The following is a 20,987-nucleotide window of genomic DNA, read 5'->3' on the forward strand; positions in this document are numbered from 1 at the left end:
TCGGTTCCTGACGGAGCCCGATTCGATTGCGATACGTACGTACCCTGCCTCGCAGGCCGTCATCGGCCCGGCCCGGGACGGCGCGTCCCCGCCCGGATTCCCCGGCGCGGGGACGAGGAGAAGGGAGCAGGCCGCAGCCATGGCGACGAACGAAGCGGGGGCGGGCGCGCCGCACGGTCCAGGGGGAGTGCTGGAGGGGAAGGTGGCGCTGGTGGCCGGCGCCACACGAGGGGCCGGGCGGGCGATCGCGGTGGAACTCGCCCGCGCGGGCGCCGTCGTGTACGCGACCGGGCGCAGCAGCCGGACCGCCGGACGGTCGGAGATCAACCGGCCGGAGACGATCGAGGAGACCGGTGAGCTGATCACCGCGGCCGGGGGCACCGGGACGGCCCTGCGGGTGGACCACCTCGACAGCGACCAGGTCCGCGACCTCGTCCGGCGCATCGACCGGGACCACGGCCGCCTGGATGTCCTCGTCAACGACATCTTCGGCGGCGACACTTACGCCCAGTTCGGCACGACCCTGTGGGAGCACGACCTCAGCGGCGGGCTACGGATGCTGCGCATGGGCATCGACACCCATGCGATCACCAGCCATCACGCGCTGCCGCTGCTCATCCGGCGCCCCGGCGGACTGGTGATCGAGATGACCGACGGGACCGCGGAGTACAACGCCGCCTACCGCCACCACGAGGGCTTCTACTACGACCTGGTCAAGGCGGCGGTGCAGCGGATGACGCTGGCCCAGAGCCATGAACTCGCGCCGCACGGTGCCTCCGCCGTCGCCGTGACCCCCGGATGGCTGCGCTCGGAGAAGATGCTGGAGGCCTTCGGCGTCACCGAGGACAACTGGCGCGATGCGACCGTCAACGTGCCGCATTTCTGCATCGCCGAGTCCCCGGTCTATGTCGCCCGGGCGGTTGTCGCGCTCGCCGCCGACCCGGACGTCGCGCGCTGGACGGGCAAGGTCGTCTCCAGCGGGCAACTCGCCCCCCTCTACGGCTTCACCGACACCGACGGCACCCGGCCGGACTGCTGGCGCTACCTCGTCGAGGTCCAGGACCGGGACCTCCCCGCCGACGACACCGGTTATCGCTGACGGTTCCTGCGGGGCAGCGGCGGAGGAGGTCCGTGCCCGTTCTAACCCGCCGTCTCGCCCGCGTGCGGCGTCAGTGTGCCCGCCGCGACCAGGGCGAACAGGGCTATGCCCAGGAGGATGCGGTAGATGACGAAGGGCATGAAGGACTTGTTGGAGATGAACTTCATGAACCATGCGATCACTGCATAGCCGACGACGAAGGCGATGACCGTGGCGAAGACGGTGGGGCCCCAGGAGACATGTCCCTCGCCGGCGTCCTTGAGCTCGTAGACGCCGGAGGCCAGTACTGCCGGGATGGCGAGGAGGAAGGAGTAACGGGCGGCGGATTCGCGGGTGTAGCCCATCAGCAGACCGCCGCTGATCGTGGCGCCGGAGCGGGAGACGCCGGGGATGAGCGCCATGGCCTGGCAGACGCCGTACAGGAGACCGTCCTTGACGCTGAGGTCGGTGAGGGTCTTGCGCTGCTTGGCGGCGCGGTGCCGGCCGCCGGTCTCGTCGCGGGCGGCCAGCCGGTCGGCGATGCCGAGGACCACACCCATGACGATGAGGGTGGTGGCGATCAGCCGCAGATCGCGGAACGGGCCCTCGATGGCGTCCTTGAGTGTGATGCCCAGCACACCGATCGGGATCGAGCCGACGATCACCAGCCAGCCCATCTGGGCGTCATGATCGTGCCGCAGCTCCCGGTTGAAGAGGGAGCAGGACCACGTCGAGATGATCCGCCCGATGTCCTTGCGGAAGTAGATGATGACGGCCGCTTCGGTGCCTATCTGCGTGATGGCGGTGAAGGCCGCACCGGGGTCCTGCCAGCCGGCGAACGCCGCGGTCAAACGGAGATGCGCGCTGGAGGAGATGGGCAGGAACTCGGTCAGCCCTTGGACAAGTCCGAGGACGAAAGATTCAAACCAAGACATGGAAAATACGCTATCCAAGGGTGATCAAGCGCTGACCTGCGCGAGACGGGAGAAAGCGGACAGTGGCGGCGGATGCGGATCACCGCCGACCCGGGCAGCGTAACGTCCGAAGATGTCCGGGCGGCCAAAGGGGCCTGGACGTACCGTGCCCGCCCGCTGTGGCCGCTGCGGAATCCGTCGCCCGCCCCACCCGCGTTCAGCGGCCGCGCAGCGTCTTCCGTTTGCGCCAGGCCACCACCAGTGCGCCCAGAGCACTGATGGCGATGAAGCCTAGGGCGAGGAGGAAGACCGGGGAGGTGGGCGTCGAGGCACGCGCGCCGGCGACGGCATACGCCGCGGTGTTCGGGATGCTGCCGAGCGCCGTCGCGAGGAGGAAGGGGAACCAGCCCATCCGGGAGACCGCGGCGCAGTAGTTCGTGGCGCAGAACGGCAGGCCGGGGAAGAGCCGGAGGGCCAGCATCGAGCGGAAGCCGTGCTCGCTCAACTGCCGGTCGGCGGCCGTCAGCCAGCGGGCGCGCAGCAACGGTCGCAGGGCGTCCTGCCCGAGGAGCCGGCCGAGCCCGAACGCCAGCCCGGCGCCGAGAACCGTCCCGGCGAGGGCGGCGGCCAGTCCGGCCTGGCTGCCGAAGAGGGCGCCCGCCGCGAGGTTGAGGACCGGGCGCGGCACGAACGCGGTCGTGCACCCGCCGTATGCCAGCGCGAAGACCAGGAGGGCGGCCGGGCCGGACAGCCGGCCGGGCCGGCCCCCGGTGAGGAGGTGTTGCGGCTGCCACAGCAGCGTCGCGGCCGCGGCACAGGCCAGCAGGGTCAGCAGCAGCCCGAACCGGGCCCAGGGGGAGAACAGCACACGCGTGCAGCGCGCGGCGAGGCCGTCGGGCGTTGCGGCGGGCGGGAACATCCGGGGAGCGTAACCGACAGCGGCGCCAAGAAGCCGTCATCCGGCCCGCACGCCCCCGGGCCGAGCGCGTCGCCGTATCGCCCAGTCCCCGGACGGGGTGATCGGTGCATCCGATGACGTGTGTGCCGGGCGATGCCACGTCCCGGATGAGGCGGGCCGCCGTGCCGCCGCCGGGCCGCGCCGGAGGCCGGATAAATCGTTCGACGCCGGGGCGGCCGACCGGCAGCATATGACGCATGTCCCGGCACGCCTTCCTCGCGCTCCCGTCCGCAGTCGCGGACGCGCCGAAGGCTGCCGTCGACCTCCTCGCGGCCCTCGCCGCAGCGGTCTTCGCACCCGCAGATGCCGCCTCGGCCGCAGCGGCCACCGCTGTCGCCGCAGCCGGCGTCCCGACCGCCGCGGCCACCGACGGCGCACGAAGCTGACCCTCTCCGGATCGTTCCGGCGGACCCCGCAGGGGGAGGGTCGGCCGGGTTCAGGGGTCCCCACGGCGCCAAGTCGCCGTTCTCACCGCATTGTTGCGAGGAAGAACACCATGCCCAAGACGGCATATGTGCGCACCAAGCCGCACCTGAACATCGGCACCATGGGCCACGTCGACCACGGCAAGACCACCCTGACCGCGGCCATCACCAAGGTCCTCAGCGACCGGGGGAGCGGGACGTTCGTGCCGTTCGACCGGATCGACCGGGCCCCGGAGGAGGCCGCCCGCGGCATCACCATCAACATCTCGCATGTCGAGTACGAGACCGGCACCCGGCACTACGCCCATGTCGACATGCCCGGCCACGCCGACTTCATCAAGAACATGGTGACCGGCGCCGCGCAGCTCGACGGCGCGATCCTGGTCGTCTCCGCGCTCGACGGGATCATGCCGCAGACCGCCGAGCATGTGCTGCTCGCCAAGCAGGTGGGCGTCCGGCACATCGTCGTGGCCCTCAACAAGGCCGACGCCGGCGACCCGGAGCTCACCGACCTGGTGGAGCTGGAGGTGCGTGAACTGCTCAGCGCGCACGGCTATGACGGGGATCACGTCCCCGTCATCCGGGTCTCGGGGCTGCGTGCCCTGCAGGGCGACCCGCGCTGGACACAGGCGATTGAGGCGCTGCTGGACGCTGTGGACACCTATGTCCCGACGCCCGAGCGCTATGTCGACGCGCCGTTCCTGCTGCCGGTGGAGAACGTGCTGACCATCACCGGGCGCGGCACGGTCGTCACCGGAGCCGTCGAGCGCGGCACGGTGCGGGTCGGCGACCGGGTCGCGGTGATCGGCGCGGAGACCGAGACGACGGTCACCGGGCTGGAGACGTTCGGCAAGCCCATGGAGTCCGCCGAGGCGGGCGACAATGTCGCGCTGCTGCTGCGCGGTCTGCACCGTGACCAGGTGCGCCGCGGGCATGTCGTCGCCGCGCCGGGCAGCGTCACACCGCGGCGCCGCTTCACCGCCGAGGTGTATGTGCTCTCCACCGAGGAGGGCGGCCGCCGGACGCCGCTGTCCACCGGCTACCGGCCGCAGTTCTACCTCCGCACCGCGGACGTGGTCGGCGACCTCGACCTCGGCGAGCGGGGCATCGCCCGTCCCGGCGAGACGGTGACGGTGTCGGTCGAACTGGGCCGGGAGGTGCCGCTGGAGCGGGGTCTGGGCTTCGCCATCCGGGAAGGCGGCCGGACCGTCGGCGCGGGCACGGTGCGCACCGTCGAGGACTGAAACACCGCAGGTCATCAGGCTGCGCCCGGCGCCTCTTCCAGGTGCCGGGCGCAGCTGGCCGCTGTCCCGGCGACGAACGGGGTGCGAGACTGCTCGCCACGGATGACGAGGGCGATCCGGCCGCCGTACGGGGCGGCCGGTCGGCCGGGAGGCGAGAGGGAGAGCCCATGGCGGGTACGGCACTGGTCCTGGGCGGCGGCGGGCTCACCGGAATCGGCTGGGAGATCGGCATGCTCGCCGGTCTCGCCGAGGCGGGCATCGACCTCACCGACGCCGATGTCGTCATCGGCACCTCCGCCGGATCGATCGTCGGCGCCCATCTCACCTCCCGGCAGCTGCCCCTGGAGGAGATGTACGAACGCCAGCTCGCCGTACCGGAGGCCCGCTCGGCCGCCCGTATGGGCACGGCCGCCCTGGCCCGGTTCGCGGCCATCGCGCTGCGCTCGCGGGACACGGTCTCCTTCGGCGTACGGATGGGGAAGCTGGCGCTCGCGGCCCGTACCGTCACCGAGGCGGAACAGCGCACGGTGATCGCCCGGACCCTGGGGCTGACCGACTGGCCGGCGCGTCGGCTGGTGGTCACGGCGGTGGACGCGGCGACGGGCGAGCGGACCGCCTTCGACGACACGAGCGGGGTGGGGCTGCTCGACGCGGTGGGCGCGAGCTGCGCGGTCCCCGGCATCTATCCGCCGGTCACCATCGACGGCACCCGCTGGATCGACGGCGGGGTGCACTCCACCGCCAACGCCGATCTGGCTTCCGGATACGGCCGGGTGGTGGTGGTCGCGCCGATGGCGGCCTCCGGCGGGCCGATCGCCGGACCGCGGGCGCAGGGCGAACGGCTGGTGCGCGGAGGCGCCCGGGTGTGTGTGATCACCCCCGACCGCGCGGCCAGGTCGGCGTTCGGCCGTAATGTCCTAGATCCCGCCAAGCGCGCGGACGCGGCCCGTGCGGGGCGCCGGCAGGCAGCCGTGCACGCGGCGGAGATCCGGCGGGTCTGGTCGGACTGACCGGCCGGCCGGTACCCGCGGTGACCGGGGCCGGGGCGCCGCGGCCGCACCGGCACAATGGGACGGTGGACGAAGCACCCGAGCCGATACCCGTCACCCGGACCGTGGACTGCGGCACCGCCAAGCTGCTGCCCGACGTCGACCGGCCCCGCGCCTGGCTGCTGACCGTGGACGGCGCACCGCAGTCGTACGTGGATCTCGACGCGCCCGCGCATCTGGAGTTCGAGTACGTGCGCCGGCTGGCACACGTCCTGGACGAGGCGGCCGAACCGGGGCAGCCGCTGGACGTGCTGCATCTGGGCGGCGGAGCGCTGACCCTGCCGCGCTACCTCGCCGCCACCCGTCCGCGCTCCCGGCAGGACGTCGTCGAGGCCGACCGCGGGCTGCTCGCCCTGGTGACGGAGCAGCTGCCGCTGCCCGAGGACTGCGGGATCACCGTGCATGCCGAGGACGCCCGTACGGCGCTGGAGGCGGCGCCGGAGGACAGCGCCGATGTCATCGTGGCGGATGTCTTCGGCGGGTCGCGGGTGCCGGCCCAGCTCACCTCGGTCGAGTACGCACGGGCCGCCGCGCGGGTGCTGCGGCCGGACGGCTGCTATGCGGCGAACCTCGCGGACAGCGCGCCGTTCGGCTTTCTGCGCGGCCAACTCGCCAATTTCGCCACGGTCTTCGAGCATCTCGCACTGATCGCCGAGCCCTCGGTGCTGCGCGGCCGCCGCTTCGGCAACGCCGTGCTGCTCGCCTCGCGCGCGCCGCTCCCCGTCGCCGCCCTGGCCCGGCGGACGGCCGGCGACGCCTTTCCGGCCCGGGTCGAGCACGGCACGGCGCTGCGGCGGCTGATCGCGGACGCGGTACCCGTACGCGACGCCGAGGCGGTGGCGTCCCCGGTGCCGCCGGACGGCGCGTTCAGCGTGGGCTGACCCCGGCCCGCTCCGGCGTGGCGGCGCCGCGACTGGTCACTCCGCTCCCGCGGTGTCCGGTGCGGCCGTCTCGGCGGCGGGGGAGGCCGGTGCCCCGGCGGCCGGCTCCGTCTTCGGACGACGCGTCAGACGCCGCACATCGGGCACGCACAGCACCGCCGCCGTCAGCAGCACGATCACCGCCGAACAGCCCCACAGCGCGGCCGTCCGCCCGATGAGGTCCTGTACGGGGCCGGCCAGCGCGGTGGCCGGCGGGACCATGGCCAGCGACCCGAGCCAGTCGTAGGACGAGACCCGGGAGAACTTCTCCTCGGGGATCTCCTGGTGCAGCGCCGTCATCCACATCACCGCGAAGACCTCGACCGCGATGCCGGTGCCGAACATGATCGCCGTGAGTCCGGCCACGGGCAGGGGAACGGCGAGCGCGGCGGACGGGAGGGCGAGCGGGAAGATACACAGCGCACCGGTCAGCAGCATCCGGCGTGGTCTGACCCGGGCCATCAGCAGGGCGCCGCCCACGGTGCCCACACCGAAGGCGGCCAGCGCCAGCCCCCAGGGGCCGGGGCCGCCCAGATGCTGCTCGGCGACCAGGGGCCCGTACACGGCCTCGGCGGCCGACACCACCGCGTTGACGAGGGAGAACTGCACCACCACCGCCCACAGCCAGGGCCGGGAGGCGACCTCCCGCCAGCCGTCCCGCAGATCGTGCAGTATCCCGCCGCCGGGGGCCCGCTCGGGGACCCCGCTGACGTCGAGGAAGGCGCGCAGCGCCGCCGCGAGGGCGAAGGCGGCGGAGTCGACGGCCAGCACCCAGCCGGGCCCGACCGCGGCGACCAGCGCGCCGCCCAGCGCCGCGCCGCCGATGTTCGCGCCGTTCATGCCCATGCGGTACACGGCGAAGGCGCGTCCCGCCTGGTCGCCGGAGACGCTGGCGAGCACCATGCCCTCGGAGGCCGGAGCGAAGAACGCCTGCCCGGTGCCGCCGAGCGCGGCCAGCAGCGCCATCTGCCACAGCTGTGGCTCCCCGGCCAGTACGAGCAGCGCGAACAGGCCTTGGGAGACACAGCTGAGGGCGTTCGCCGCGACCATGACGCGATGCCGGGGGAGCCGGTCGGCGACCGCGCCGCCGATCAGCAGGAAGAAGATCAGCGGGATCGTCCGCGCGGCGGCGACCAGGCCGACATCGGTGGCGGAGCCGCCGGCGGCGAGCACCGCGAAGGCGGTCGCGATCAGCGCGCCGGAGCTGCCGAGGTTCGCGATCACCGTGGCGCCGGTGAGCAGCAGATAGTTGCGCCCCGCCCATGGGGGGACGGTCCTCACCACGACCGTACCGGCCGGGAAGGTGCCGTGGCGGACCGCTTCCGGCTCGGGTCGTCCGGCCGGTGCACGGGGTGTGCCGGGCACATCACCCGCCCGTCTCCGCTGTGTTGCTGTCCTGGCCACATGGGCGTCAACGATAAGGCGGGCGGGGCACGGGCGGCACCGGGATATCGCCCGGCGTCCGCCGAAGAGCCGGCCCATGAAGCGGCCGGCTCTTCCCACCTAAGCTACCGCTAGGTAACATGACCTCATGTCCTCCGAGACCCTGCCGTCGATCGGCGAAATGATGGCGGCATCCGTGCCGATGGCCCGCACCCTGAACCTCGACTTCGCCGAGACCACCGCCGAGCGCGCCGTGGTCCGCATGCCCGACCAGCCGGACTTCCACAACCACGTCGGCGGTCCGCACGCCGGTGCGATGTTCACCCTCGCCGAGTCGGCGAGCGGCGCCATCGTGATGGCGGCCTTCGGTGACCAGCTCGGCCGCGCGGTGCCCCTGGCGGTGCGCGCCGAGATCGGCTACAAGAAGCTCGCCATGGGGCCCGTCACCGCCACCGCGGAGCTGGGCCGCCCGGTGGCCGAGGTCGTCGCCGAGCTCGACGCCGGAGAGCGTCCGGAATTCCCCGTGAACATCGCCATCACCCGCGAGGACGGTGCGGTGACCGGCGAGATGAGCATCGTGTGGACCCTGCGCCCCAATAAGTGAGCCGCTCCCCTGTGGGGCTCTCATGGCCCGCCGTGCACCGCGCGGCGGGCCGTCGTCGCGTCCGGGCGCCAGATGTTGCACACCGCACGTGGATTCGGTCTCCGGGCGGCCCGATCGAGTAGGCTTCCCGGGCGCGCTGCGGTGCGCCAGGGGATCGACCGGCGCGACGTCACGGACGCCGGCCACGGCCGCCCACGGGGGCCCTACACCAGCGGAGGAATCGGCGTTGCACATCCAGGAGTGGCTCGAGTCGGTACCGGCCGTGAGCGTGTACCTCCTGGTGGGGGTGGTCATCGGACTGGAGAGCCTGGGTATTCCGCTGCCCGGCGAGATCGTCCTCGTCAGTGCGGCGATTCTCGCGGCGACCCAGGACCACATCAATCCGTACGTGCTGGGTGCCTGTGCCACCGCCGGCGCGATCATCGGTGACTCCATCGGGTATCTGATCGGACGCAAGGGGGGCCAGCCCCTGTTGCAGTGGGCCGGCCGCAAGTTCCCCAAGCACTTCGGCCCCGACCATGTCGCGATGGCCGAGGCGAAGTTCGACAAGTGGGGTATGTGGGCGGTCTTCTTCGGCCGTTTCGTCGCACTGCTGCGCATCTTCGCCGGACCGCTCGCCGGTGTCCTGAAGATGCCGTACTGGAAGTTCCTGATCGCCAACGTCCTCGGCGGCATCGTCTGGGCCGGCGGTACGACCGCGCTGATCTACAGCGTCGGCATCGTCGCCGAGTCCTGGCTCAAGCGCTTCTCCTGGCTCGGACTGGTCGCCGCCCTGCTGTTCGGCGTCGGCTCCTTCATCCTCATGAAGCACCGGGCGAAGAAGGCCGCCGCCGCGCGCGAGGTGGAGGAGAGCCCGGTCGTCGCGACGGTCGACTGACCGCGCGCCACTTCATACGGCGTGTACCCGTGAGCCCCAACTGCCCCTGAACGCGGGCGGTTGGGGCTCACGGGCTATGTAACTCGACCACAGGTCAGGGTCGTTCGGGCCGGTCGCGGCGCGATGTCCGCCTCAGGTCATCAGCCAGACGTCGGGTCCGCCGTCCCGCCATTCGAAGAGGCCGGTGTCGTCCCACACGAAGGTCGTGGTGCAGAAACCGGCCCGGCGCAGGATCGCGGCCACGTCACCAGGGCGCAGCGCTCGTCCCAGATCCTGTCCGTAGAGCGTCACACGGCGACCGCCTGTACAGGGCGGATGCACGATCACGGGGGCACGCTTCATATCCCCAGCATGCGACCGGCCCGCCGCCCCCGCATCCCGAGCGCGAGCGGTCCATCACACAGCGTGGCTATCCATTGGGGCGGCCACCGGCCGCCCCGGCCCTCAAGGCCCCGCCCGCAGGCGTGAGAAGAACGGCTGCGGCGGGACGTCCGGCCCGCCGGGCCGCCACCACGGGTCCTCCTCGTCACGGTCCGGCAGCGGCTCACCGCCGCGCACCTCATGTCGCAGACCGGCCAGCATGTGGTGGGCGCCGGCGATGAACAGCGGGTCACCGATGAGCTCTTTGGCCGCCAGTGCCGTACGGCAGGCCCGCAGTGCCGCCGCCGGCTCCCCATGGACGCGCTCGGTCGCCGCACAGGCATAGAGGACCGTCGAGTACAGCCAGAAATCGCCGTCCGAGTGCCGGGCCTCCCAGGCACGACGGGCCGCCGCCCGGGCCCGCTCCGCGTCGAGCGACGACAGGGCGACGGCGAGCAGTGCCCAGCTGTGGGCGGGCCCCGGCCCGAACCACGGATCCCTGGAGCGGTGCCGGGCCGCCTCCTCCAGACAGGCCACCGCCGCCGCGGTGTCCCCGCGGTACAGCGCCAGTACGCCGTGCGCATGCGCGATACGGGCCAGCCCGTCGGAGTCCGCATGCATCACGGCCGCCGTCCAGGCCTGGTCGAGCAGCGCCTCCGCGGCGCCGGGCGCATGCTCCTGCGCGGCGAGATAGCCGGCCAGCCACAGCGCCCGGGCCCGCAGCGCGGTGTCGTCCCGGGAGAGCAGCAGCAGCCGGTCCAGATGCGCCCGCCCCTCGCGGCGGAAGCCACAGGCCGCCCAGTGGAACCACAGCGACACCGCGATCTCCAGTGCGCCGAGCGCATCCTCCGCGTCTTGCGGGGGCCGGGTCAGCGCCGCGTCGAGGTTGGCCTGTTCGTCCTCCACCAGGCGCACGGCGACCTGCTGATTCGGTCCCTGCCAGGCGATCTGGGCCTCGGCCGCGAGCGCCGCACAGGCCTGCCGGAACCGTCGCAGCGCCGCGGACTCCTCGCCCGCCTCGCGCAGCTGTGTCCGTCCGAAGTCGCGGGCCGCGCGGGGGAGTCGGTAGCGCGGTGGCAGCGCCGCCCCGGTGTCGTCCTGCGCGCCGCCGGCGTCCCGTACGCGCTCGATGACCGAGGCGGTGAGGAGCCGTTCCAGCGCGCCCTCGACCGCTGCCGCAGGAACGTCACAGCTGGTGCAGACACAACCGGCGAGCCAGGGATCGAAATCGCCGGGCAGCACCGAGAGCCTGGCCCAGACCCGCCGGTCGGTGGGCGAGCAGAGGGCGTAGCCCGCGGCCTGCGCGGCGTAGAGCGAGGTGTGCCGTACGGTCGCCGCCGGCCCGGACCAGAACAGCGGACCGTCCGACCCCACCTGCGCCGCGAGCTGCGGCAACGACATCCGGTCCAGCTGCTGCGCGGCCAGCGCGATCGCCAGCGGCGAGCCCTCCAGCGCCTGGCACACGGCGACCAGGAGCTCCGGTGTGGCGGCTCCAGTTCGTGCGGCCAGCAGCTCGACGGCCGGCCCGGCGATCCCCTCGCCCAGCGTCACCGGAAGCGGTGCGATCTCGACGATCCGCTCCTCGGGCAGCCCGAGCGCACCGCGTGCGGTCGCCACGATGCGCAGCGTCGGATCGGCCCGCAGCAGTTGCCGCACGAGCTGTGCGCACTCGTCGCGCAGCGGGTCGCAGTCGTCCAGCAGCACGGTCGCGCGAGACTGCCGGCAGTGTGCGGCGAGCGCGGCAATCGCCGTATCGTCCGCCGGAGAAGGCCCTGTTGGGGTATCCGTCCGCCCCGTCCGGCCGCACACCGGTTCGCCGACGCAGGACGGGGCGGTCCGCCGGACGAGGGCCGTCGCGGTGTCCCGGCGGGCGCTGTCCGCCGCCTGTGCCGCCCGCAGCAGCGTCGCCGGCAGCCCGCCCTCGGCCGGACCGTCCCAGCAGCCGACCCGGAGGATCGTGCCGTCGTGCCGGGCGGTGTGCTCCTCCAAAACGGCGTGGGCCAGCATGCTCTTGCCCACTCCCGCGGGTCCGGTCAGTGTCACGAGTGGCGCGCTGCCCAGCAGCCCGGACACCAGCTCATGCTCAACGGCCCGTCCCACTACGCCGGGCAGTGGCCGGCGGTCGACCCTCGCGGTCATCGGTCATCCCCAACCACGGCACAGCGCCGCGCCCTTCGGAATTGGGAACCAACCTTGCCAGAACCGACCGTCCGGTAAACAACCCGTGGCCTCATCGAACGAGGGAAACACGGCCGGTGTACTTGACGTGCAGGGACGTCTCCGTGCGGAGCCGGGAGCACGGACCACCAGGTCAGCGTGGCCGGGGTCGGGGTAGGGGGCGCTGCGGACGATCTTAAAGTGGTGTCTTTCGACCGGTGACGCGGTGGCAGCGTGGCTGCCCGCGGCCGGTCCAAGTAACCGAGGAGAACGTCCCGATGAAGTGCCTGCGCGTCCGCGCTGCGGTGAGTGTGGTGGCTCTGGGGCTGCTGGCCGGTTGCGGCGACGGCAGGGACTTCGTGGACGCGTCGAGCGTGCCGCGGCTGCCGGCCCATGCCGCGGACGCCCTCAACGGACAGCCCCGGGTGGTGCCGCCCCGCGGACCGCGCTCGTCCTTCACCACGTTCCGTACGACCGGGGAGGACGGCACCCGGGTCGTGACGACGAAGTGGCACGGCCGCAAGTCCGGTTTCACCGGCGACATATGGGCCTGGGTGCCGCCCCAGTACCACCAGGCGCGGTACGCGGAGAGCGGCTTCCCGGTGCTGATCGCGCTGCCCGGCGCCTACGGGTATCCGTTCAACTACTGGGCCGGGGAGGCCTTTGCGCTGGAGGAGCGGATCGCGGAGTGGTCGCGGCAGGGCAAGACGCTGCCATTCATCGTCGTGATGCCGGTGCTCAATCCGGGGAGGACGTACTACGACGGCAGCGACATCCCGGGGCAGCCCAAAATGGGCACCTGGCTGACCGAGGACGTACCGGACTTCGCGCGGGCCAACTTCCGTACGTACGACAGCCGTGACGGCTGGGCCTTCATGGGGTCCTCGTCGGGAGGCTTCGCCGCGCTGAAGGCCGTCCTGAAGGAGCCGCAGAAGTTCAAGGCGGCCGTCGTCAACGGCCCTGATACCGCGCCGGATTCACCGCTGTGGCAGGGCCATCCGGCCGAGATGCGCGCCAATGACCCACGCCACCTGGCGCGGCAGCTGGCCGCCCGCAACGGCCTGCCGGTCCATCTCGCCTTCGAGCTCGGCAGCAGGGAGGCGGCGGTGCCCGATGTGAAGCGCTTCATCAGGGACTACACCGGCGGGCCGGTCCACGCCACGCTCTTCGAGATACCGGACGGCGTGCACAGCGGGCACACCTACATCCAGCGGATGGCCGACTCGCTGCACTGGATCAGCGCGCAGATGCAGGGCCCCGTACCGTCCGTGTGACACACCGTCGCCTGGCCGGACGCACCGCAGGGGGGCTCCTGTTGCCGAAACCGGGCCACCGGCAAGAATTGTCCGTGACCCGGCACGGTGGGCACGGCCGGTGTCCGATGTGTGCCCATGGGAAGGAGAACTGTGCGGAATCTGCGAGCTGTCGGCCTGGTGCTGGCCGGTACGGCTCTGCTGGCAGGGAGCCTCACGGCGGGCAGCCGGTGGCTGACGGACCGGGACACGACCAGCGAGGTGGACGGGGTGTCCGACACCGTTCCGCGCGACGAGGTCGCCCGCTCGATCTCGGGCCATCTGTCGCTGCCGGTGATCCCCAGGGGACCGCGCTCGGTCGACTGCGCGAAGGACCTGCGTGCCGTCAAGGGGGCCCGGACCCGCTGTACGGCCCACTACCTGCGGGGGACCGACCGGGACATGACCGTGCGGGTCGTCCGGGTCCGCGGCGGCGAGATCACCTATGTCCATGACGCGCCACATCGCTGATCTTTGCTGACGCTCCTGCGCGTTGCGTTCGCTATGTCGCGGGGCCGTGCATCAACGGTCCGTCAGGATGCGGTCCGTCCGGTTGCGCCGCCAGGACCGGCATCAACGCCCAATGGCCCCAAAGGGGGCCTTTGTTGAATCTGCTTCAGTTGCAGCAACTGTTCAGATCGCCGTTGGACGACGGGTGTTGCTGTGATGCTAAGATCATCGCACTTGCCAACCGGGTAGTCACCTGCTAAGGCAAGAAAGAAATTCCGCGCATTGGCCTAAGAAAACCGCCACCCCGGGGAGAACTATGCCATTAGCCGGCCCTTCGATGGCTTTCTGGCAGGCGACTGTGCGCGGCCGTATACGTATGTCTGGGACCGCGAATGATTCTCTACGCCGCAGCCAGACATACGACACCTGGTGGCTCCGTCGTCCGAAGAGAGTCTTATGACGCAATACTTCCAGGATCCAGCGTTCTGGGGATTGATCGCTGGTACCCCTGTTGCCGCAACCGCGATTATTCGCGGCAGAATGAAGATCACGGAGCTTCGAAAAGAGAAGGTCGAGCTCAAGCAGCACTACGCTAATCTTGAAGATCACTACACGGAGGCCGTCGAGGAGGCCAAGGACCGGGCCGAAGAGGCCACCAAGACCACGCTGAAGGCCGCCATGCGGACCCTTCAGGGTCTGGCGAGTGAACAGCAGCTGGCGATTTCCAAGCTGCAGGAGACATACGGCGAGCACAAGATCCTTCAGGATCTGCTCGACATCGACCACATGAATTCGCAGTTCGCGCGGCGGGCCCAGTCCATCGCCGTGCTCTGTGACGGCTGGCTCGGCCGGCGGCGGAACAACGCCTCGCTCTACGATGTGGTCCGCAGCGCGAAGGGCCGTATTCGCCATTTCACGCGCGTCGAGATCCGGTCGCAGAGTAATTTCGCCATCGTGAGCCGCGCCGTGGAACCGGTGGCGCTGGTGCTTGCCGAACTGCTGGACAACGCCACCAGCTATTCGGCACCGGAAACGATGATCGAGATCAATATCCGGCCGGTGCCCAAGGGCGTCTGCATCGTCGTCGACGACGCCGGTGTCGGTATGAACGAGGAGGAGAAGGCGCGAGCCGCCCAGCTGCTGTCGAGCGAGAATTCGGCCAGTGTCTCCAGCCTCGGTAACCCGCCGCAGTTCGGATTCACCGTCATGGGTGTGCTCGCCGCCCGCTACGGATTCAGCGTGTCGGTGGATTCCACCTCTCCCTACGGTGGCGTGCGCGCGGTCGTCCTGCTCCCCGACGATCTACTGACGTCTCTGCACGAGCCCGAGGAGAGTCCTGCCGTGGCCGCGTCCGCTCCGTTGCCGCCTGAGAACCCTCCTGGTCAACCGGCTTATGGAACCCCGGATCCGCCCGTTCCCGGATACCCGGCGGCCGGCTACCCGGCTCCCGGCCCGGCGCCCCTGGGGCAGCCGGCCGACCCCCGCCCGGTTCCCGAGACGACGGCCGGCGGTCTGCCGAAGCGGCGCCGCCGCGGTGCGATTTCCATTGTGCCGACCGATGCGCCGACCGAATCCGAGAGCACGGAAACCCCGGCCCGCGACAGCGCAAGGGCGGCGTCCGTCATGGGCGCATTCCAGCGCGGCACGCAATCCGGCCGCCGTTCCACCAATGCAAGCAATGAAGGGCCTGAGGTTCAGTGAACTACGATCTGTCGTGGATGCTTGACAGTGCTCTGGAATTGCCCGAAGCGCAGCATGCCATCCTCGTCTCCGCCGACGGTCTGCTCATGGCCCGTTCGAAGGAAGTCGGCCGGGACCACGCCGATACCGTCGCCGCCGCCATGAGCGGAATGCAGTCGCTGAGCCGTACGGTCGCCGATTTCTGCCACGGTGGTGCGGCCGCCAACCGGCCGCAATGGCGGCAGACGCTGGTCGAGTTCGACCATGGCTGGGTCTTTCTTATCTCGGCCGGTGAAGGCGCCTATCTCGCGGTATCGGCGTCGCCCGATGTCGACATGGCAGAGATTACGTTCCGTATGCAACAGCTGGTGGGCCAGCTGGGTAAGGCACTGACCAGTCCGCCGCGAGAGAGGGCTGATATCCAGCCATGACAACCGACGACGAGCCGGAGCTGGAACACGAAGCAGCGGAATTAGTACGGCCGTACGTCATCACCAACGGCCGCGATCTTCTTGACGGCGATGAATTCTCACTCATCACCCTGGTCACCGTGCAGGCGGATCCGCCTCGCACGAAACCCCTCGATCCGGAGAAGCTCAGCCTGCTGGAGCTGTGTTCGGGGGGATTTCTCTCGATCGCCGAGATAGCCGGGCACACCCAGCTGCCGGTGGGTGTCGTCAAGATTCTGGTGTCCGATCTCGCGCAGGAGGGGTTTCTCTACTCTCGTGCGCCCATACCTAGCGCTCAGCTTGTCGACCGGCAAATCCTAGAGGAGGTGCTGAATGGGCTCCAGGCTCGCTTTGGATGACGGCGTTTACCTGCGCAATTCAGTGCAGACCGCGGCAAAGATCCTCGTGGTCGGACACTTCGCCGTGGGAAAGACGACATTCATCGGGACCATGTCCGAGATTCCGCCGCTGCGGACCGAAGAGGTAATGACCCAGGCGGGTGCCGGAATTGACGACCCGAAAGGTGCGCCGAACAAGACCACGACCACGGTCGCCATGGACTTCGGCCGGCTCACACTCAGCGAGAAGCTGGTCCTCTATCTGTTCGGAACGCCCGGCCAGCAGCGCTTCGTTCAGGTGTGGGAAGACATGACGCGGGGTGCGCTCGGGGCGCTGGTCCTGGTCGACCCCGAGCGGCTCGACGAGTCCTTCCCTGTCATGGACCTGGTGGAACACTATGGAATCCCCTACGCCATCGCCGTGAACCGCTTCGACGGGACGCCCGCGCACTCGCTCGACGAGATCCGGGAGGCACTGGACCTGCTTCCTGAGACACCAGTGGTGAGCTGTGACGCACGGGACCAACGTTCCTCGGCGGATTCACTGATCGCGCTCGTCCGATATCTCCAGTCCCGCCTCAACTAGGAGTTCAGGCATGCAATCTCACTCGGAATTCCAGAGCCCACCGCCCGGCTGCCCCGCGCACGCCGGTGGCCAACGGACTCCCCTGCACGGGGCTGAATTCGCCGCCGCTCCGGAGGCCTTCTACGAGACCCTGCGGCAGCACGGACCCAGCGCGCCGGTCGAGCTCGCTCCCGGAGTGGAGGCCGAACTCGTCACGGACTACGCCGCGGCGCTCCATGTGCTGCAGAATCCGGATACCTTTGCGCGGGATTCCCGCCGTTGGCGTGCGCTGAACGAGGGGCGCGTGCCGTTGGACAGCCCCGTGCTGCCGATGATGATGTACCGGCCGAATTGCCTGTTCTCCGACGGTGCCGAACACATGAGGCTGCGTCAGTCGGTCACGGCCAGCCTCGGCCGCGTGGACACTCACCGGCTGAGTCGTCATGTCGACCGCGTCGCCGCCTACCTCATCAGCCAGTTCAGCAGCCGCGGCCGCGTGGATCTGGTTGCCGATTACGCCCAGTTGCTGCCGCTGCTGGTCTTCAACGACCTCTTCGGCTGCCCCGCCGAGATCGGTGACCGCCTGGTCTTCGGCATATCCGGCATTTTTGACGGGGTCGACGCGGAGAAGGCGAACGAGGTCCTCACCGAAGCGCTGCTGGAGCTGGTGGCACTCAAACGGCGGTCGCCGGGCGAGGACATCACCTCCTGGCTGATGGAGCACCCCTCCGGACTCTCCGACGAGGAGATGGTCCATCAGCTCGTCACCCTCATCGCGGCGGGAACGGAGCCCACGCAGAACATCATCGCCAGCGCGCTGCGGCTGCTGCTGACCGACGAGAAGTACGCGAGCGATCAGAACGCGGCCGGACTGCTGGTCGACGATGCCATCAACGATGTGCTGTGGAACAGCGCTCCGATAGCCAATTACGGTGTGCACTACCCCGTGCACGACGTGGAGCTCGGGGGAGCCAAGCTGCCGGCCGGTGACCCCGTGGTCATCAGTTTCGCGGCCGCCAACACCGACCCGCATCTTTCGACGGGCCGTCAGCTGCTGAGCAAGCGGGCACATCTCGCCTGGGGAGCGGGCCCGCACGCCTGCCCCGCCAAGGATCCCGCCCTGCTGGTATCCGTCCTGGCCATCGAGAAACTGCTCAACACCCTGCCGGACATCGAACTGGCCCTGCCCGCGGAAAGCCTGACGTGGCGGCCGGGCCCGTTCCACCGGGCGCTGGAAGTCCTGCCCGCCCGCTTCACCCCGGTACGCCCCGAGCGGCGCGCATCCCCCGTTTCGGCAACGGGCCGTCAAATGGCGGAAAATACCCCTGGACGTGACGGGAATGGGGCACAACGGGGTAAGTGGTGGAGCTCGTTCCTCTCCTGGTGGAAGGTGTGATTTTCGCGACAGGAATTCGCTTTCCACGGGGCATAAACCTTCAATCCATGGGGTAGTCAGGGTTGGTCATCCTGGCTTGATGCATTGAATGAAGGAGTCCTCGCAGTGGAATCCGCCACGGTTGCCCCGCCAATGGTTCCGTCCGTCGACCGACGCTCCGTGATAAGGCTCTTCTCCCGCCTGCGCACACCGGACGGCCAAGCGAATCCACTGCCTTACTACACGGAACTCCGAAGGATGGGAGATATTGTTCCGGCACCTTGGGGCGGCCATCTGGTGACCTCTTTCGGCCTGTGTGACCATGTGTTGCGCAACAGGTCATGGCTGGTGCCGGACAGTGGCTGGCGGGCCAGGCAGGGCGAGGCGACCCGCTGGATGGCGTCGTCTTCGCAGGAAATGGCCAGCACGCTTCCCGGGCTCAATCCGCCGCACCACACGCGGGCCAGGCGGTCGATGGGCAGTATGTTCGGCCGCAATGCCATGGAGGACATCAAGAATTCGGTCGAGCGCAATACCGAGGAGTTGCTCGACCGCCTCGCGGAAAGACTGAAGGACGGCGAGGCGGATTTCGGTGCCCTTGTCAGCGAAGAATTGCCGGTGCTGACGATAGGGGAGTGGCTCGGTTTGCCGACCGCAGATTATGCGCTGCTGCGGTCGCTCACCCATGATCAGGTATTCGCCCAGGAATTGCTGCCGTCGGCGAGTCAACTTGCGAAGTCGGACGCCGCAACCCGGAATCTGCGTGAGTATTTCATTGCCTTGGTGCGGGAACGCCGCCGTGCTCCCGGTGATGACCCGATCTCGGCGTGGATAAGGACCTGGGACGAACTCGAACCACATCAGGATGCCGCGGACGAGGCCGTCTACCGACTCGCCCTGTTCGTGGTTCTGGCGGCGTTGGAGACCACCTCGAACCTGCTGTCCACCATGGTGTGGCTGATCGCTGAACACCCCCGTCAGAGAGGGTGGTTGCGTGCGTATCCGGAATACATACCGGGGGCCGTCGAAGAGGTCCTGCGCTACGACTCCCCGACGCATGTGGTGAGCCGGATCGCCGGAGAGGACACCACTCTCGCGGGCGTCCCCGTGGAGAAGGACCAGATGGTGCACCTCATGGTCGGCGCCGCCAACCACGATCCCGCGCACCACGCCGATCCCGGGCTCTTCGACGTCCGCCGCAAGGCCACCCATCTCAGCTTCAGCGGCGGCATCCACTACTGCCTCGGTGCCGCGCTGGCCCGACTGGAAGCGACGACGCTGCTGACCGGCGTGCTGCGGCGGTTCCCCGCCCTGCGGTGCCGGACCCCCGACTGGGCGCCGCGGGTGGCCTTCCGGCGGCTCATGACGCTGCCCGTGGCCGAGTCCTGACAGCGTTGAGGTAGGAAGAGCGTCGTGATCGATAACTTCAAGACCCTTGCTGTCGCCCACCAGGGCCCCTTGCTCAACATCCAGTTGAACAGCCCGGACACCGGTAACGCGCTCTGTGAGCCGATGCTCGACGAACTCCTGACTGTACTGGGGGCGTTGCACGACCGGCCCGAGATACGGGTGGTGATCCTCTCCGGTGCGGGAGCGGATTTCTGCCTGGGCGGAGACCGCCGGGAGTTCGCCGAGTCCCTCGCCGCGGATGGCACCGGAGCGGCCCTTCGTGCCATGGGGAACAAGGCGCGGCGGGTGTGTGAAGCGCTCGCGGCCACCAGCGCGGTCACCATCGCCCGGCTGCACGGCGGAGTGATCGGCGCGGGCATCGCGCTCGCGGTGTTCTGCGATCTGCGAGCCGGTGCGCACAGCTGCCGCTTCCGGCTGCCGGAGCTCGCCCTGGGCATGCCACCCGCCTGGGGAGGCGTGCTGCCACGCCTGCTGAACGAGTGCGGAGCCGCCAGGATCCGCGAGCTGATCCTGACCGGGGAGAGCTTCGACGCGGCGAAGGCGGCCGAGCTCGACCTGCTCCACAAGGCCGTTCCGGAGGACGAACTGGACGAGGTGATCGCGCGGTGGACCAGACCGCTGGTCCGCAGATCTCCGGCGGCCCTGCGGACCGCCAAGGTCATGATGAATGCCTACGCGAGCGCCAACCGCCTGGCGGACGCCACCCTTTTCGACGCGGAGCTGCTGACCACGGTGCTGGCGGCCGCCGGGCCGAAACCGCTCGGCTGACGTGGCGCCAGGGGGAGGCGACGCAGGAATGGGTGCGGTGCCGGACCACACCGCACCCGCCGGACTCCGTCCGATCGCACCCTGTGCCGCGCAGCCGGCGTCCGGACTCAGCCCTTGGCGTCCGGTACGTCCTCCCGGTGCCGTGCCGCCAGCTCCAGATACATCACGGCATTGAGCTTGATGGTCTCGCGCTCCTCGTCGGTCAGCTGCCGCTTGACCTTCGCCGGCACCCCGGCGACCAGCGAGCCGGGCGGAACCTGCATGCCCTGGGGGACCAGCGCCTGCGCGGCGACCAGCGAGCCCTCGCCGATGTGCGCCCCGTTCAGCACCGTGGCACCCATACCGATCAGGACATCGTCCTCGACGGTGCAGCCGTGCAGCACCGCGTTGTGCCCGACCGAGACCCGCTCGCCGACGGTCACCGGGAAGCCGGGATCCACATGCACCGTGCAGTTGTCCTGGATGTTGCTGTCGGCGCCGAGCACGATCGGGCCGCAGTCCGCGCGCAGCACCGTGTGGTACCAGACGCTGGCTCCCGGACCCATCGTGACCTCGCCGAGCACGACGGACGTCGGGGCGGTGAACGCCTTCTGATCGACCCTCGGTTCCTTACCGCCCACCGGTGAAATCAATGCCCGTTCCGTCATCCTGGATCTCCTCACCGTTCTGCTGCCGCGCCAACAGCACCGTA

The 20,987-nt window shown here is 69.9% G+C and carries 22 protein-coding genes; 16 read left to right on the forward strand and 6 right to left on the reverse strand.

Going from position 1 to position 20,987, the window contains the following annotated elements; translation table 11 throughout:
• Positions 1 to 139 precede the first annotated feature (139 nt).
• Positions 140 to 1,099 (forward strand): SDR family oxidoreductase, encoded by a 960-nt coding sequence (locus NUT86_RS37105; protein ID WP_159484485.1) that lies wholly within the window; start codon positions 140 to 142, stop codon positions 1,097 to 1,099.
• A 41-nt stretch (positions 1,100 to 1,140) separates the two neighbouring features.
• Here the strand turns inward: NUT86_RS37105 and NUT86_RS37110 are convergent, their stop codons facing one another.
• Positions 1,141 to 2,013 carry an undecaprenyl-diphosphate phosphatase gene (locus NUT86_RS37110; RefSeq protein ID WP_274739791.1) on the reverse strand — a complete coding sequence of 291 codons (873 nt, stop codon included), beginning with the start codon at positions 2,011 to 2,013 and terminating at the stop codon, positions 1,141 to 1,143.
• 196 nt (positions 2,014 to 2,209) lie between these two features.
• Entirely contained in the window at positions 2,210 to 2,911 is a 702-nt protein-coding gene (locus NUT86_RS37115; RefSeq protein ID WP_274739793.1) for a TVP38/TMEM64 family protein, read from the reverse strand.
• Positions 2,912 to 3,147: 236 nt separating this feature from the next.
• Here NUT86_RS37115 and NUT86_RS37120 point away from each other — a divergent pair, with 236 nt between their 5' ends.
• The 4 genes from NUT86_RS37120 to NUT86_RS37135 all read left to right on the forward strand — a co-directional run bounded on the left by NUT86_RS37120 (position 3,148) and on the right by NUT86_RS37135 (position 6,549).
• Positions 3,148 to 3,336, forward strand: a complete 189-nt coding sequence (locus NUT86_RS37120) for a hypothetical protein (protein WP_018092486.1) — start codon at positions 3,148 to 3,150, stop codon at positions 3,334 to 3,336.
• A 110-nt stretch (positions 3,337 to 3,446) separates the two neighbouring features.
• Positions 3,447 to 4,619 (forward strand): elongation factor Tu, encoded by a 1,173-nt coding sequence (gene tuf, locus NUT86_RS37125; RefSeq protein ID WP_109895044.1) that lies wholly within the window; start codon positions 3,447 to 3,449, stop codon positions 4,617 to 4,619.
• A 167-nt stretch (positions 4,620 to 4,786) separates the two neighbouring features.
• Complete coding sequence (locus tag NUT86_RS37130) at positions 4,787 to 5,629, forward strand: patatin-like phospholipase family protein (RefSeq protein WP_159484469.1); 843 nt, start codon at positions 4,787 to 4,789, stop codon at positions 5,627 to 5,629.
• 65 nt (positions 5,630 to 5,694) lie between these two features.
• The gene (locus NUT86_RS37135; RefSeq protein WP_274739797.1) at positions 5,695 to 6,549 is read left to right on the forward strand and encodes a spermidine synthase; all 855 of its coding nucleotides are present in this window, start codon (positions 5,695 to 5,697) and stop codon (positions 6,547 to 6,549) included.
• 36 nt (positions 6,550 to 6,585) lie between these two features.
• Here the strand turns inward: NUT86_RS37135 and NUT86_RS37140 are convergent, their stop codons facing one another.
• The gene (locus NUT86_RS37140; protein WP_446750806.1) at positions 6,586 to 7,953 is read right to left on the reverse strand and encodes an MFS transporter; all 1,368 of its coding nucleotides are present in this window, start codon (positions 7,951 to 7,953) and stop codon (positions 6,586 to 6,588) included.
• Between the two features lie 166 nt (positions 7,954 to 8,119).
• Here NUT86_RS37140 and NUT86_RS37145 point away from each other — a divergent pair, with 166 nt between their 5' ends.
• Together NUT86_RS37145 and NUT86_RS37150 are read left to right on the forward strand one after the other, a co-directional pair.
• Entirely contained in the window at positions 8,120 to 8,575 is a 456-nt protein-coding gene (locus tag NUT86_RS37145) for a DUF4442 domain-containing protein (protein WP_018092491.1), read from the forward strand.
• A gap of 226 nt (positions 8,576 to 8,801) precedes the next feature.
• Positions 8,802 to 9,452: a DedA family protein gene (locus NUT86_RS37150; RefSeq protein WP_018092492.1), complete on the forward strand. Its 651-nt coding sequence runs from the start codon at positions 8,802 to 8,804 to the stop codon at positions 9,450 to 9,452.
• Between the two features lie 132 nt (positions 9,453 to 9,584).
• Here NUT86_RS37150 and NUT86_RS37155 read toward each other — a convergent pair whose 3' ends face one another.
• Positions 9,585 to 9,794: a hypothetical protein gene (locus NUT86_RS37155; protein ID WP_167540486.1), complete on the reverse strand. Its 210-nt coding sequence runs from the start codon at positions 9,792 to 9,794 to the stop codon at positions 9,585 to 9,587.
• 102 nt (positions 9,795 to 9,896) lie between these two features.
• Entirely contained in the window at positions 9,897 to 11,951 is a 2,055-nt protein-coding gene (locus NUT86_RS37160) for an ATP-binding protein (RefSeq protein ID WP_274739801.1), read from the reverse strand.
• Positions 11,952 to 12,247: 296 nt separating this feature from the next.
• Here NUT86_RS37160 and NUT86_RS37165 point away from each other — a divergent pair, with 296 nt between their 5' ends.
• The 9 genes from NUT86_RS37165 (at position 12,248) to NUT86_RS37205 (ending at position 20,296) form a co-directional block, all read left to right on the forward strand.
• Positions 12,248 to 13,243 (forward strand): alpha/beta hydrolase, encoded by a 996-nt coding sequence (locus NUT86_RS37165; RefSeq protein WP_109895056.1) that lies wholly within the window; start codon positions 12,248 to 12,250, stop codon positions 13,241 to 13,243.
• Between the two features lie 132 nt (positions 13,244 to 13,375).
• Entirely contained in the window at positions 13,376 to 13,732 is a 357-nt protein-coding gene (locus NUT86_RS37170) for a DUF4333 domain-containing protein (RefSeq protein WP_018092496.1), read from the forward strand.
• Between the two features lie 435 nt (positions 13,733 to 14,167).
• A complete protein-coding gene (locus tag NUT86_RS37175; RefSeq protein ID WP_026170134.1) occupies positions 14,168 to 15,412 on the forward strand; it encodes an ATP-binding protein in 1,245 nt (414 codons plus the stop codon).
• The gene (locus tag NUT86_RS37180) at positions 15,409 to 15,822 is read left to right on the forward strand and encodes a roadblock/LC7 domain-containing protein (protein ID WP_018092498.1); all 414 of its coding nucleotides are present in this window, start codon (positions 15,409 to 15,411) and stop codon (positions 15,820 to 15,822) included. The genes NUT86_RS37175 and NUT86_RS37180 overlap by 4 nt, the downstream gene beginning before the upstream one ends.
• The gene (locus tag NUT86_RS37185) at positions 15,819 to 16,199 is read left to right on the forward strand and encodes a DUF742 domain-containing protein (protein ID WP_018092499.1); all 381 of its coding nucleotides are present in this window, start codon (positions 15,819 to 15,821) and stop codon (positions 16,197 to 16,199) included. Before NUT86_RS37180 ends, NUT86_RS37185 begins: the two co-directional genes overlap by 4 nt.
• Positions 16,174 to 16,764 (forward strand): GTP-binding protein, encoded by a 591-nt coding sequence (locus tag NUT86_RS37190; protein WP_026170135.1) that lies wholly within the window; start codon positions 16,174 to 16,176, stop codon positions 16,762 to 16,764. The genes NUT86_RS37185 and NUT86_RS37190 overlap by 26 nt, the downstream gene beginning before the upstream one ends.
• 10 nt (positions 16,765 to 16,774) lie before the next feature.
• The gene (locus tag NUT86_RS37195; RefSeq protein WP_159484459.1) at positions 16,775 to 18,139 is read left to right on the forward strand and encodes a cytochrome P450; all 1,365 of its coding nucleotides are present in this window, start codon (positions 16,775 to 16,777) and stop codon (positions 18,137 to 18,139) included.
• 132 nt (positions 18,140 to 18,271) lie between these two features.
• Positions 18,272 to 19,507 carry a cytochrome P450 gene (locus NUT86_RS37200; RefSeq protein WP_274740737.1) on the forward strand — a complete coding sequence of 412 codons (1,236 nt, stop codon included), beginning with the start codon at positions 18,272 to 18,274 and terminating at the stop codon, positions 19,505 to 19,507.
• 24 nt (positions 19,508 to 19,531) lie between these two features.
• The gene (locus tag NUT86_RS37205) at positions 19,532 to 20,296 is read left to right on the forward strand and encodes an enoyl-CoA hydratase/isomerase family protein (RefSeq protein ID WP_159484457.1); all 765 of its coding nucleotides are present in this window, start codon (positions 19,532 to 19,534) and stop codon (positions 20,294 to 20,296) included.
• Between the two features lie 107 nt (positions 20,297 to 20,403).
• On the opposite strand, the gene NUT86_RS37210 is transcribed toward NUT86_RS37205, so the two are convergent.
• Positions 20,404 to 20,943 (reverse strand): gamma carbonic anhydrase family protein, encoded by a 540-nt coding sequence (locus NUT86_RS37210; RefSeq protein ID WP_159484455.1) that lies wholly within the window; start codon positions 20,941 to 20,943, stop codon positions 20,404 to 20,406.
• Positions 20,944 to 20,987: the final 44 nt, after the last annotated feature.

Source organism: Streptomyces sp. G7(2002), from assembly GCF_028870195.1.
Classification (GTDB): Bacteria; Actinomycetota; Actinomycetes; order Streptomycetales; family Streptomycetaceae; genus Streptomyces; species Streptomyces nigrescens.

Excerpts from the sequence above, each read along its gene's own strand:
- NUT86_RS37105 (WP_159484485.1), top strand. The coding sequence starts at position 140 with ATGGCGACGAACGAAGCGGGGGCGGGCGCGCCGCACGGTCCAGGGGGA.
- NUT86_RS37110 (WP_274739791.1), bottom strand. The coding sequence starts at position 2,013 with ATGTCTTGGTTTGAATCTTTCGTCCTCGGACTTGTCCAAGGGCTGACC.
- NUT86_RS37115 (WP_274739793.1), bottom strand. The coding sequence starts at position 2,911 with ATGTTCCCGCCCGCCGCAACGCCCGACGGCCTCGCCGCGCGCTGCACG.
- NUT86_RS37120 (WP_018092486.1), top strand. The coding sequence starts at position 3,148 with ATGTCCCGGCACGCCTTCCTCGCGCTCCCGTCCGCAGTCGCGGACGCG.
- tuf (WP_109895044.1), top strand. The coding sequence starts at position 3,447 with ATGCCCAAGACGGCATATGTGCGCACCAAGCCGCACCTGAACATCGGC.
- NUT86_RS37130 (WP_159484469.1), top strand. The coding sequence starts at position 4,787 with ATGGCGGGTACGGCACTGGTCCTGGGCGGCGGCGGGCTCACCGGAATC.
- NUT86_RS37145 (WP_018092491.1), top strand. The coding sequence starts at position 8,120 with ATGTCCTCCGAGACCCTGCCGTCGATCGGCGAAATGATGGCGGCATCC.
- NUT86_RS37155 (WP_167540486.1), bottom strand. The coding sequence starts at position 9,794 with ATGAAGCGTGCCCCCGTGATCGTGCATCCGCCCTGTACAGGCGGTCGC.
- NUT86_RS37160 (WP_274739801.1), bottom strand. The coding sequence starts at position 11,951 with ATGACCGCGAGGGTCGACCGCCGGCCACTGCCCGGCGTAGTGGGACGG.
- NUT86_RS37165 (WP_109895056.1), top strand. The coding sequence starts at position 12,248 with ATGAAGTGCCTGCGCGTCCGCGCTGCGGTGAGTGTGGTGGCTCTGGGG.
- NUT86_RS37175 (WP_026170134.1), top strand. The coding sequence starts at position 14,168 with ATGACGCAATACTTCCAGGATCCAGCGTTCTGGGGATTGATCGCTGGT.
- NUT86_RS37185 (WP_018092499.1), top strand. The coding sequence starts at position 15,819 with ATGACAACCGACGACGAGCCGGAGCTGGAACACGAAGCAGCGGAATTA.
- NUT86_RS37190 (WP_026170135.1), top strand. The coding sequence starts at position 16,174 with ATGGGCTCCAGGCTCGCTTTGGATGACGGCGTTTACCTGCGCAATTCA.
- NUT86_RS37195 (WP_159484459.1), top strand. The coding sequence starts at position 16,775 with ATGCAATCTCACTCGGAATTCCAGAGCCCACCGCCCGGCTGCCCCGCG.
- NUT86_RS37200 (WP_274740737.1), top strand. The coding sequence starts at position 18,272 with ATGGTTCCGTCCGTCGACCGACGCTCCGTGATAAGGCTCTTCTCCCGC.
- NUT86_RS37210 (WP_159484455.1), bottom strand. The coding sequence starts at position 20,943 with ATGACGGAACGGGCATTGATTTCACCGGTGGGCGGTAAGGAACCGAGG.